Raw genomic sequence first — 12,465 nt, forward strand, 5'->3', positions numbered from 1 at the left:
GGGTAAGGCGATGTGTACTTATTCTTTGAATTCGATTGTTTGGTCTACGAACTCGAAACAATAAAAAGATGATTCTGCCTCATTCGAATCGTCGGATTTCGACTCAATTTTAGCGAGAATCGATCAGGTTCCGGTACGTGGCGAGGCGGATGCCACGGTACTGCCTGCCCATGCCAAGTTGTCGCTCAGTTGCGCAAGGATGCTGATAGCGTCCTTCAGTGGTGCATCTCCGCTTTCGAATTGCAACAGTAACAACAAGTCTGTTGCCTTTTCGAACTCACCGGGAATCCAGTCGGCCTCGGGGTCGATTTCACTGCCGGACTCCAGCCGTTCCGCAAAATCCTCGACGATCTCCTGACAACTTTGCAGGAATGCTGCAGGCTCCATTTCCGAGGATTCCCGCAGATCATCATAGATGCTGGTAATGGCCGCCAGCCAATCCTCAAGGATTGGATTGTCCAGCGGGGGCAGGGCGGCACTTAAGCTGGATTGAACCGACTGAGAATGCGAGCCAGGTGTTGGGTCAGAAACTTCTTCGGAGCCCTCGAGAGATGCCAGGTAAGGCAGAAACTGATCTTTCAGGTCCTGTTGTGCAGCATCAAGATCGCGCTGACGACGGCAGGATGCTATGTTCAACACTTGTTCGGCCAAATTTTGGCCGCCACAGGCGTTCCAGAGATCGAAATCAGGTTCGGGTTCCTTTGCCATGGCACGCACGGCAACCGGCGTGCCAATTGGAACAACGGCTTGGAATAGGTCTCCCTTTTCCTTCTCCAGACGTTTTGTAACCCTGTCGAGTGCGGTTTCATCAGACAAAAGATCCGCATGTGTTACCGCCAGCAAACTGTTGTCCCGCAGTTTTTGGGGGACTTGCGACCACAAATGCCGCTCAGTTTCTCGCCAGGCTGTTGTGCCGTTGGTACACCAGATCGCGCAATCAACATATTCAAGCAATTCCAGCGTCTGTTTGTACGTATCGTCAAGTGCGCCGGAGCCGGGCAAATCATAGAGCGAAATCTCTTGCAGGGCAGGGGTGTTTACTCCGACCGAGATAAAGTCCGGATTGTCACCGGCTGCTTTATCCAGGGCAATGCCGGAATAAACCTTGGGCTCCTTGTCCCACCAGCCAACTGTGGTTTCGGGTTGCTCGGCATACGCCACGATGACCAACGGCAGCTTCAGATGTTGCGGTCCGGTGGGCAGAATATCGGCACCAGCAAGCATATTAGCCAAGCTGGATTTTCCCGCGCCGAACTCTCCGGCAAAACCGATAGTTACCGCGTTGGACAGCCGTTCTGCATGTATCAGAGCGCTTGCGCGCATCTGCTCAAGCTCATCCGATGCCGGTGCCTTTTCAGTCGCGGTCAGAAAGCGTTCAAGTTGACGCACTTCCTGCTCGGTTCTGGGGAATTCGATCATTCTGCAGCCTCTGCCTGTGGGTTATCCGCGGTGATGGGTCCCAGCGCCGTGCTCAGCTCATCTGTAATGCGGCGAGCCTGGTCGACGGCGCGTTGAGCCTCGGTACGTGGGTTGGACCCGTCTGGCCCGACGCGATGTTCCAGATGCCCGGCGAGCAGCGCCAAATAATGGTCCAAAACGGTTTGTAACCGTTCAACCAGATCACTGCGGGCGGTATCGATCAGGTCATCGCCGATCATCTCGAATTCCTGGACGATCATCCGTTCGGCTCGGTTTACAACGCTCTTACGTGAAATCAACCTCGACAACCAGGTGACACGAAGTTCCACGGTAATGCCACGGGTCAGGGCGGTCATGTCAGGGCGGAACCAGCGCACGGCACTGGTGTTCATTCGGTTGTCCACCGGTTCCTGCCAGCCCGGCAGGGCGCGCAGCGCAGCGTTGCTTTGAAGATCAATGGCATACAGTTCGCTCAGCATGCGCTGTCGAACGACCTGAGTTGCACCCTGCACCAGCTCGCGCATCCGTTCGCGCAGGGGTGTAAAGTTGAGTTCGGTTTCGCCATTCTTGGCCAACAACGGGGACTGACCGTCAGGCCCGCGCACTACGATCGAGACCGCCTCGGCCACGGTATCGTCCATGACACCGCGCAGGTTGGCCAGAACATCATCCATATCATTGTTGATTGCTTCGGTTTTATTCCCGATTAGCGCGCGCAACTCGGCGAGGGTCTTGTTGTTATCCGCGTCACTGGCGTTTGGCCCTTCTTCAGCCTCCAGCGCCCGCAGCCTTGCGCTGCTGCGCTCCAATTCACCTTGCGCAAAGCTGTTCAGGTGTTGCCACGCCATGCGCAATTGTTCGTTGCGCGGGCCGTTGGTCAGGGCCTGTGTCACGTGACGACGCAGATCCGGCAGACCCGAAGCGATCATCGCTGCAAAACGCAATACAGCTTCGCGGCTAATGGGTCCGGGGCCTTGCTTGATCTCTTCGACACCATCCAGGTACTGCTTCATCTGCTCGGGATGGGCGCGCAGCCAGGCCAGAATATCGTCGTGATTGATTCCGGCATCATCACCGGTCAGCGCGTAATGCGCCCATTGGGCGCTGCCCATTAGGACATCGATGTCCGAATTGCCAAGCGCCTTTTCCAGTCCGTCCATCACATCGACGCGAACTTTGGCAGCATCGTCCGAACCACCGCCCAACTCGTCCACACGATTGATGAATACGACGATCTGACCCAATTCCAGTGCTTGCATCAGTCGGAAAAGTTTCAGATCGGCGCGTGACAGGGCCTGATGTGCCGACAAAACAACGACGAAAAAATCGGATTCCTTGAGGTACTGTCGCGAGATCTCTTCACGGATCAGCAGCGGATCGTTGACGCCTGGTGTGTCGGTTACCGTCAACGGATACGGAAAATGACCGATGTCGAAATAGACCTCAGCCTTGCGGGTGATGTCGCTATACAGCCCTCGGTCCGAACCCGGATCGTATTCACCTTCCTCTGTCGGGTCATCGCCGGCACAGACGTATCGCGCCAAATCATCCGACGTCAGCTCGTCAAGATCATGATGCTGACCCAGCAGGTGCTTATAGCTTTCGCCCAGACGCAGTTTGGCGCGGGTTTTCATCGCCTCGACCTGCTCTTCGATCATCTCGCGCTTATAGCTGTCTTCCTCATCGGGAAACATATTGCGCAGTTCTTCGCCTTCAGCGATCAGGGCTTGCCACTGGCGGTTGTCGAAGAAATGGAACTCGGCACCCGAAGTCCGCCCGGACGGGTGCCCGAAATGCATGTCGGTAATAACCGTGGTCCAAGGGTTCACATCCGACGGCAGGTATTCCGCCTGACCGGTAAAGCCGTTGATCAGGCGTGATTTTCCGGCTTTGATCTGGCCGACGAATGCAATTGAAGGCTTGAGATTTGATAAGTCGTCCACAATACGCGTGATGAATTGACGGGTTTCGTCATTACTCATCCCGTTCATCTCGTCGGCGATGCGGATCAATTCACGGCGGTTAAACTCACTCATAATACTTACCCTGATAACTCGTATACTCGGACTGACACATTAGAAAGGAACATATTGGGCAGGATCGCGGTCATTCGACGGCGCCCTTTAAAGATTTCCACAAATTCACCATGGCGCCCAGCTTGCGCGCGTCATGCAAAGTTGCAACGGTTTGCTGACCATCCCGCAACAAAGCTAGACCAGTGCCTTGTCCGCCTGTCGGGCGCAATACAACCATTTGAGGTCGCGAAAGCGATGCTTTAGTGTCAGCATCCCACCCTGCCAAATCGCGAGTAAACTGAGCCAGAATATCGCCGTCCGGGTGCGCTGGTTGACCTGGGGCGCATAGCCCATCGAGCAGTGGTGCGGAACTGTCTTGATCGTCGAACAGAGCTTGGCCCTGCGCAAAACGCGCGGCATCGTCGTAAAACTGACGGGCCAGGCCCACTGGATCACTGGAATTGTTATCGCACGCGTCAACTGTGTCTTCGGCGCTGGAAGGGACGATGGAAACATGCGGTTCGTCCGGTAGACTGATCTGCGCGCAGGCAGCTTCGATCTCGGAATAGGTGATGCCGACATCATCCGCCTCTAGGGCGGTGTCAGGTCGCATTGATACCAGTTCAAGGGGCCCTGGCGCACCTGCGATGTCGGTTACCAAGTGGGCCAGTTTCGTCGTGAGTTCGGCGCGCGGTTCGGTTTCGAAGTCGGGTAAAGGTCCAGTGCTGCTGCGAAAGATGTCCGTAATCCGCGAGCTGTTGACTTCAATCGCGAGACAATCGCCGGTGGATGCGGTGAATTCCAGCCGACGCGGCAGGATTGTGCCCCGAATAGTGCCCAGTACCTTTTGTCGACGCTCGTTTGCTGTATCCCCTGCAAGGTGAACGGCAGGTGACAAGCGCGCAGTCGAGGATCGCCCGATATCTTCGAGCATCTCCATTATGTCTGTGTCCATCATATCCGTGACCCCCTCTGGTCCCGTCTAAACTGCCTCTGCCACCGGCCCAAGGCTTAGATGCGATTTTGTCAGTGCCAACCCGACATTGGCACTGTCTCGGCAAATGTAACAGATCACATGATTAGGATATTGCCGCGTTCGCAGAAAGATGTGTAGCCGGTTGTCCGAAAACACCGCGATTTCCCCAAATCCCGGATGATCGGCCCCATCTGAACCCGCCGCACGCAACAGTCCTTCAAAGGCAATGACGCCACGGCCCTGAAACAGATTCGCAACGGCCAGCGCTAAGTTCTCCAATACTTCAGAATGTTCAGCCTCTGCTACCTGCAGCCCCAGCAACATTCCGGTCTCCATATCGACATACCCGGCTGCGATGCAGTCGGGTATGGTCTTCATGGCAGAGGACAAGGCTACGTCTATCGTCATCTCTCGACTCGTTCGAATAACCTAATACGAAAAAACCTAGGGGCAGGGCTGTTACAGTACATGCCAATCTGCTCCGCCATTTTCCTTGAGCTTCGGGATTGGCCGCTCTTTCTCGCTGCCGTTGCTGTGTTCCCGAGCGATCTGATCGAACTCGGTCAAAAATGCAGCAAACACGCTTTGCAGGCCTTTGGCGTCTTCGGGGAGTTCCTCGTTCGCAACAACCTCGTGCCACATATCCGACGCGCTGAGCGGAACACCGGCTGGCACGTTCAGCAAGTTTGTCAGTTCCGGAGCGGCCTCGTCGACCCGGGTTGTATTCACCTGTTGCTCGTTTTCTTCGCTGACCATTGAAACGACATGGTCACCTGTCAGGGCATTCGATTCCGGTTCTGGTTCATACTCTTGGTCGGTATTCTGAGACTGCTCGGCCAGTAACGCCGTGATTGAAGAGACCGATGTTTCGATATCCGATCCTGCTTCTTTGGCCTCTGTCTCCGAGTCATGCGGCTTGGCCTCTGCGTCTAGGGGTCCATCTGTTTCTTCTGCCGCGATGACGATTAATTCAGGTTCGTCATCTTGATCTTCGTCAGCAAGAAACTCGAATTCATCCACGTCATCCCCGGGACGCGCCAAAACGTTCAGATCCAACGGATCATCAGATGTATCCTTAAAGTACGCGCGCAGTTCGTCGCCGGACGCATCAACCTCAGGCACCATTTCCGCACGCAGCTTCTCGGCCTCTTCCGCGTCAATGCGCGAACGACCCGTGTCTTCTTCTCTCCGCTCAACGCGCGCTGGACGGACAGGGAAGTTTGTAACGACATCTTGATCTGCAGGTTCCGGATCGACTCTTTCAACCAGTTTCAGCGTCGATACTTCAGAATCAGCGCTACTGGTTGGCCGAATGGGCTGCACTCTGGCACCACCCGCCATGGATTTGTCGATCTGATACCGGGCAAGCATATTCGCGCGATTGTCCATTATCTGTTCGGTGATCTCCAGGAAACTGTCGACCATCTTGCCGCCGCCGCTGCGGGCCCACATTTCCGCGTCGCCAGTTTTGTCGCGGGCAATAATTGCGTCACGGGCCGAAAACAGGATCGAACGGTTAAACAGGTGGCCAGCTTCACGGTTCACCCGTCGCAGTACTTTTTGCCGGTCTTTCTGATTCAGAGCATCTGCCCGGGTCACCAGCAACAGAGAATTGTTCTGCAGCCGTTCGGGCAACGCCACCCAAGTCGCCCGTTCGGTTTCCCTCCAGGCTTGTGTCGAATGCGTACACCACAATACACCGTTGGCCTGACCAACCGCACGTCGCCAAACATCAGTCGATATTTTTGGGTCGGAAATACCGGGCGTGTCAATCAGATCTACAGCCTCGAGAATGTCGGCTTCCAGAAAAATGCGTACAAACTGTGCATCGTTCACGCCAACCGTATCCAGTTGATCCAGCTCGATCGTCTGCGTGCTGCCATCGTGGCGTTTGATGTAAGCAGGCCGTCGTCCCCAACTGAACCAGATGGGCGGCAGTTGCGTTGCCGTGACCTGTGTGGGCAATGCCTGCTTGCGCAAGAGAAAGTTCATCAGTGTCGATTTGCCGGCACTGAATTCTCCCATAAGCGCAAAGACAGGTTTGCGGCGGGACCACTGCTCGATGCGTTCCCATGCTTTAGGAGAGACGAAGCGGGGTTGAAAATCTTTTACCATAACTCTTCTTATGCTGCTTCGTTGCTGAGGTCTTTGAGGATGTCGCCCAGAATGTCATCGCGCGACTTTTGCGGCTGCATTCCGGCCATCAATTCCGAAGTCCTGGCCGGGTCGTTCTCGGCAGACTGCGAAATGTTCAAAAGGGTTTCCTTTTGCTCGCGCATGAAATCCGCCAATGTGGCCCGGACATTTTCCAGAACGGCTGCGATCTGGTTCTCCTCGATGTCTTTGGTGATCGAATTTGCCTCGGATGCGATCAGACGAGTGTAATCTGCGGCGTAAGCTTCGAACCCTTTCCGCTTATGCCACCAGCGTCGCCACCACGTGCTTTGCAGGTCCAATGCGATTGTGCGGCCAATGCCCAACGGCGGCGGTACGCGAGGGACGATCGGGGCTTCGATGCTGAATTCACCCAGGTGGTTCCCCAGAAGTTTGTGATACAGCGCACCGATATCGGCAGCCGCGGCAGAGTAAAGCGAACCAGCTTCTTTGCGCATCGACCGCGCAAAGCTGAAATAGGCTGCCTTTTGCAAGGTTCGCAGGCCAGCAGGATCGTACTGCCAGGTCCCTTCTTCTCCATTCTGTTCGAGATGTGCAATCAGCGAATCCGTCGCGCGTTTGACAAAGTTGGCCTCGGCAGAATTCAATCGCTCCAGTACCTTGCTGCGCAATGCGGTAGTCAGATCGGCCACCTTCTTTTCATACTCGGCGGCTACGGTCGCAATCGCTTCATCCGGTGAAATCCCGTCCAGATTCCGAACAACGCCTTCGCCATCAGCCAGGGTTTTTGCAACGGCGGTGGCACGAATTTGACTGGCGATATTGCGTGCGCGATGACGAACGCGATCCAGCAGACGGTTTCCTGCCCCCTCGGCGATGCGCTCATTCATCGCGAGCAGCAAATCCGGTAGGCCCGACAGCGCCCAGATCTTGTCAAGCGAGGCGGCCTGATCACCAAAACCGGCGGCCAGATAGAAGGTATTCAGCGCTTGACGCGACTCCTCGGTCAGGATGTCCGGATTGCCTGTCAGAGCAGCTTCGGCCCATTGTGCACTGCCGAAAACAATGCTGGTATCGGTGTCGATGTTGTTCTGTTTCAGTGTGTCCTGGATCCGGTCGCGGATCTCGGGCACTTGATTTACAGGGTCCGACAGCTCGTCAATGCGGTTCACGAAAAGAATGATCTGGCGGTTCTCGAACTGCGCGATGATCCGCATCAGCGCCATATCCATGGTCGTCAGAGCCTGGCTGGCCGCCAAAACGACTATGCAGACTTCGGACCCGCGCAGACTACGCAACGTGATCTGTTCGCGAACCATGAACGTGTCGTTCACGCCGGGTGTATCGCACAGTTTCAACGCAATGGGATACTGCGGAATGTCCATGTACAATTCCGCAGACTTGGTCACGTCGGCGAAACGACCGGTTTTGGGGTTGATATCAGGGTCGTCCTCGTCACCCAGGCAAACATACCGTTGGATCAGTTCCTCATCGAAATAGTCATACTGGTGACTTTGTCCCAGGATCAGATCGAAATGCTTGCCCAGCCGGTCTTCAGACTTCGCCTTCATTTCGCCAATCTGCCGCCGGATGTCGTCCATTTCGTCATCGGCGCCCGCGCGGTTGGCCAGTTCGCCAAGGCGACCACCACCAACCATCAGATTGTCCCACTCTTCCTGCTCAAAAAAGGTAAACTTGGAACGGGTATCGCTCTGCGTGCGGGTATTGATGTTCAGCGTCGTCACAACGGACGTCCAGGGGTTAACATCTGATGGCAACAGGTTGGGTCGTCCCGCCAGTATGTTCACAATCGAGGACTTTCCGGCCTTGACCTGCCCCACCAGCGTGACGTTGGCGGTGAAATTCTCCATACGCGTTTTGAGCGTCGCCAGACGCGCTGAGGAACGTGCATCCGCCACCTCTGTCAGCTGGTCGATCTGAGTCGTCAACGAACCCATCGCCTCGGTCATCGGGGTCAGGGATTCGTTTCCTACGGACAGAAGGTGGTCGTTGCGCGCCATTGTCAGCCTCCGGTTCCTGTTGCGGCCATGTGGACCTGTTTATTTTCCGGCAGACCGCCGATGGGGTTACCCGGCAACATGTCGATCCGAGCGATCAGATCCAACGCATTGCCCAGAATTGCCGCCTCGGTTTTGGGCGAGATCGATTCGTAAGCGAACGAATCTGCCAGAACTTCGATTGAGCTGAAGTGTTCGCCATTCTCCAGGCTCGCCACGCGGCGCCCGGTCGGGAAGTCCTGAGAATTGTTGGCAGGCAATGGCATGCGGGCATTGGCCAACAGGTAACGATTACCCGAGTGGGTTTTTAGTGCGATGCCGAACCCGGTGCCAGGATGCTGGCTGTTCAGGGTTTTCAGCTCGCCAACAAAACTTTCACGTGCAAGATCAACAGCGTCTTGCTCGGAGGCAGCGGAATATATCTGATTGGTCACGACAGAGACCCTTGCTACTGGAGTTGAGCTAAAACTCGTACATTGCCAGGTGGCGAAAAGACTCATTAACTCCTGGTGCTCCATCAATTACGATCACCACGGTCTTAATTTGACGCGAATAAGATTTTTTGGCGTTTGAAATGTGGCGCAAATAAGGTGGCGCCTGCATAGTATTGCCTCAACCTAAGCGAGAAATTTGGTTGAGTGGAGCAGGGAGTGGGTCAATTTTCACTTGGCTGGCTCGCAAACCCCGACGTTGCTCCGCGATGAAGTATTCAAGTTAGTTACTGATAATGCTCACTTAATAAACGCACTCAGCACAAGATCACTGTGAAGCAGTTACGGCTGCATTCTCGCAGGCCAACTTAAGGTGTATGCAGTCGGCACTCAGACACTCAACGTTTGCGTGTTTATTATTTGGCATCAAATACGCCTCATCGTTTCTAAAATGGAAACATCGATTGGGTGAATTAAGTCCATTAGCCATTTTGTTATCAAATTTTAATTTAGTTCGCTCAACGCAGTTTGAATTGCCAGTCTCACTGGCCAGTGAACACACAGTGGCCCGCCGCCTCAACCAGTGCCAGCCTGGCCTTTGACTAAGCACACGCCCTACCGGGTGCGATACCACTTGCAACAATCTTTCCGTTAGACTGATTTTACCTCTCGCGCTCCAAGGCAAGCTTTGCTATTGAGCGCGACATTCCGATGCCATGGCATCAGGTTGCGGGTGTGGCGAAATTGGTAGACGCACCAGATTTAGGTTCTGGCGCCGCAAGGCGTGGGGGTTCAAGTCCCTCCACCCGCACCACAGAATGTCTGTCAAACGCCGTAACGCGCCATGAACATGTCTACGGCTTGCTGGGCAACCTCATCGATCTCTTCTTGTGAAAAATCCGTCTGAATCCCAAAAGCTGCGCGATTCCATATGCGGACCTTGCACAATTCTGACAATTGAGCGGCAGCAATCTGCACGTCTTCGATTTGCAATTCGCCATTGGCAACGGCTTTTTCCAGATAGGCTGCCATGTGACACTGCCCGTTCTTGGGCCCTGCCTGGTAAAATGCCTGCCCCAGTTCAGGAAAGCGGTCACGTTCAGCAACGCAGACGCGAAAGACTTGCTGTGCAAAATCTGACACCAGAAATGCAGCAAGCTGAGTCGCTGTGATCATCAGAACTTCACGCGCAGGCTTTGTCTCGTCAACCATCGAGATTACACGGTCGGCCATTCGGCTGCATTCGGTTTGTGCTACTTCCACGAACAGCAGACGCTTATCCGGGAAATAACTGTACAGAGTCGCCTTCGACACGCCGGCTGCGCGTGCGATGTCATCGACACTCGCCCCTTCAAACCCATCCGCCATGAACACCTCTCGCGCACCACGCAAAACCTGATCGAACTTCCGTCCTGTACGCAGAATCGTGGCGGCTTGGGTCATGTCATCTCCTTGCGTGGTGTTTTACTGAATTTATAAACCGATTGGTTTAGTTTCAACGATTCGCACAATGTTGCGCGTGTGACAATCCCGCGCTCCCATAAAATGCACTGTCAGCCTACGCAGGGCGGCTCTGGACCAAAGGCTTGCGGTCGTCGCAAACCGTGATACGACTTCGCCGATGGTCGAGATTTTTCTGCGCACCCTGCCCTTCTTCGCGATAATCGGCCTGGGATACTGGGCCGGGCGCAGTAGGTTTTTTCCACAGGAAGCCACGGCATACCTGACCAAGTTCGTTTTCTATTTTGCCCTGTCTGCGATGCTTTTTCGCTTTTCGGCCACCCTGCCCTTCGCCGATATCTTCAATGGACGATTGGTTGTCGGCTATCTGATTGGCACAGCAGGAGTTTACGCCTTGGCGACACTGGTCGCCAATCTGCGTGGACTGGATATTCCTACGGCTGCAGTCGAGGCCCAATGCGCCGCCATTGGAAATGTCGGGTTCCTGGGGCTACCAATGTTGGCGCTGTTGTTTACCGAAGCTGCAATTGGACCAGTAATGTTGGTGCTGACAGTTGATCTGGTGGTGTTTTCGTCGCTGATCGTGATCCTGATCAACGGTGGCCGTGACGGGCGTTTGACCGTTGCAACCCTTCGTCAAATCGGTATCGGCTTGTTGAAGAACCCGATGATCCTTTCCATCTCCTCTGGGTTGATCTGGTCGGCTCTGCGTATTCCGGTTCCGCCACCGCTTGGCGACTTTCTGACAATCCTGGGCGGAGCTGCCACACCCGGGGCGCTTTTTGCCATTGGTGCATCACTGGCAGGCAAATCCGCCGAGCGTGTTCAGATCGCGGCGTGGCTGAGCCTTTGCAAACTAGTCATTCATCCGCTTTGTGTTGCCTTGATGGTGCTTTGGCTGATCCCGATCGCCACGTTTCCTGCGATGGTGGTCATAGCTGCGGCGGCCCTGCCGGTGGCGGGCAATGTATATATGCTGGCGGCCCATTACGGGGTGGCGCCTCAGCGCGCGTCTGCAGCAATTCTGCTGTCGACAATAGCAAGCATTCTGACCGTTCCGCTGGTGATCGGCTGGGTCGGCACCCCCTGACCTTCACCTTTTCGACAAAAGAGCGCACCGAAGGCCCATAGACTTTACCTCAGGCTTGCGGGCCGTTAGCCATGGCACAAACCCATTGCAAGGATAAAACCAGATGGAAACCCTTTCGGAAAATGCCTGTTTCGGAGGCGTGCAGGGCGTTTACCGCCATACCTCTTCTGCCTGCAAATGCGATATGACCTTTGGGCTGTTTCTGCCGGCCGAGGCCAAGGACGGCCCGGTTCCTGTTTTGTGGTATCTGTCTGGCCTGACCTGCACCCACGAAAACGCCATGACCAAGGCTGGCGCGCAAAGTTGGGCTGCTGAACAGGGTATCGCGCTGGTCTTTCCCGACACCTCGCCACGCGGCGAAGGCGTGGCGGATCACGAGGATTATGACCTGGGCCAGGGTGCTGGATTTTACGTAAACGCAACTCAAGATCCGTGGGCACCGCATTTTCAGATGTGGGATTATGTAGCCGAGGAACTCCCCGCGCTGCTGGCCCAGAGTTTTGCCATTGATTCGGACCGACAGTCGATCACCGGCCATTCCATGGGCGGCCACGGTGCGCTGACCCTTGCGATGAACCTGCCGGGGCGATTCCGATCGGTCTCGGCCTTTGCTCCCATTTCGAATCCAACAAACACCGAGTGGGGCCGCAAGCAGTTAAGTGCCTATCTGGGTGATGATGAGACAACTTGGGTCAGACACGATTCCTCCCTGTTGATGAAGGAAAAGGGTTTTGACGGCTCGATCCTGATCGACACCGGCACCAGTGATCAGTTCATTGATCTTCTGCGCCCCGAGTCATTGGCAGGTGCCATCGCGGAACGTCGCCAACAAGCGACATTCCGGATGCAGCCCGGCTATGACCACTCCTATTTCTTCATCTCGACCTTCATGGAAGACCACGTGTCCTTCCATGCCGAAGCGCTGTACGGAGACTGAGGC

The 12,465-nt window shown here is 55.1% G+C and carries 10 protein-coding genes and 1 tRNA gene; 3 read left to right on the plus strand and 8 right to left on the minus strand.

The features are described 5' to 3' along the window. Positions 1-123: 123 nt before the first annotated feature. The 7 genes from AC2TDA_RS15140 to AC2TDA_RS15170 form a co-directional block, all read right to left on the minus strand. Positions 124-1,419 (minus strand): dynamin family protein, encoded by a 1,296-nt coding sequence (locus AC2TDA_RS15140; RefSeq protein ID WP_480879526.1) that lies wholly within the window; start codon positions 1,417-1,419, stop codon positions 124-126. Then, positions 1,416-3,455, minus strand: a complete 2,040-nt coding sequence (locus tag AC2TDA_RS15145) for a dynamin family protein (RefSeq protein WP_480847450.1) — start codon at positions 3,453-3,455, stop codon at positions 1,416-1,418. The genes AC2TDA_RS15140 and AC2TDA_RS15145 overlap by 4 nt, the downstream gene beginning before the upstream one ends. A 70-nt stretch (positions 3,456-3,525) precedes the next feature. Continuing rightward, on the minus strand, positions 3,526-4,392 hold the full coding sequence (locus AC2TDA_RS15150; RefSeq protein WP_480879527.1) for a hypothetical protein: 867 nt from the start codon (positions 4,390-4,392) through the stop codon (positions 3,526-3,528). Between the two features lie 24 nt (positions 4,393-4,416). Beyond that, on the minus strand, positions 4,417-4,818 hold the full coding sequence (locus AC2TDA_RS15155; protein WP_480879528.1) for a hypothetical protein: 402 nt from the start codon (positions 4,816-4,818) through the stop codon (positions 4,417-4,419). 51 nt (positions 4,819-4,869) lie between these two features. After that, positions 4,870-6,525, minus strand: a complete 1,656-nt coding sequence (locus AC2TDA_RS15160; protein WP_480879529.1) for a dynamin family protein — start codon at positions 6,523-6,525, stop codon at positions 4,870-4,872. Positions 6,526-6,533: 8 nt separating this feature from the next. Then, complete coding sequence (locus AC2TDA_RS15165; RefSeq protein ID WP_480879530.1) at positions 6,534-8,546, minus strand: dynamin family protein; 2,013 nt, start codon at positions 8,544-8,546, stop codon at positions 6,534-6,536. A 2-nt stretch (positions 8,547-8,548) separates the two neighbouring features. Beyond that, on the minus strand, positions 8,549-8,977 hold the full coding sequence (locus AC2TDA_RS15170) for a hypothetical protein (protein ID WP_480847441.1): 429 nt from the start codon (positions 8,975-8,977) through the stop codon (positions 8,549-8,551). 726 nt (positions 8,978-9,703) lie between these two features. Between AC2TDA_RS15170 and AC2TDA_RS15175 the strand changes: the two genes are divergently transcribed. Next, a tRNA-Leu gene (locus tag AC2TDA_RS15175) sits at positions 9,704-9,788 on the plus strand. 11 nt (positions 9,789-9,799) lie between these two features. Here AC2TDA_RS15175 and AC2TDA_RS15180 read toward each other — a convergent pair. Beyond that, positions 9,800-10,417 (minus strand): TetR/AcrR family transcriptional regulator, encoded by a 618-nt coding sequence (locus AC2TDA_RS15180; RefSeq protein ID WP_480879531.1) that lies wholly within the window; start codon positions 10,415-10,417, stop codon positions 9,800-9,802. Between the two features lie 178 nt (positions 10,418-10,595). Between AC2TDA_RS15180 and AC2TDA_RS15185 the strand changes: the two genes are divergently transcribed. Together AC2TDA_RS15185 and fghA are read left to right on the plus strand one after the other, a co-directional pair. Next, positions 10,596-11,525: an AEC family transporter gene (locus AC2TDA_RS15185; RefSeq protein WP_480847437.1), complete on the plus strand. Its 930-nt coding sequence runs from the start codon at positions 10,596-10,598 to the stop codon at positions 11,523-11,525. Positions 11,526-11,628: 103 nt separating this feature from the next. Further along, on the plus strand, positions 11,629-12,462 hold the full coding sequence (gene fghA, locus AC2TDA_RS15190; RefSeq protein ID WP_480879532.1) for an S-formylglutathione hydrolase: 834 nt from the start codon (positions 11,629-11,631) through the stop codon (positions 12,460-12,462). Positions 12,463-12,465: the final 3 nt, after the last annotated feature.

The sequence above is a fragment of the Ruegeria sp. HKCCD6426 genome (genome assembly GCF_057221115.1).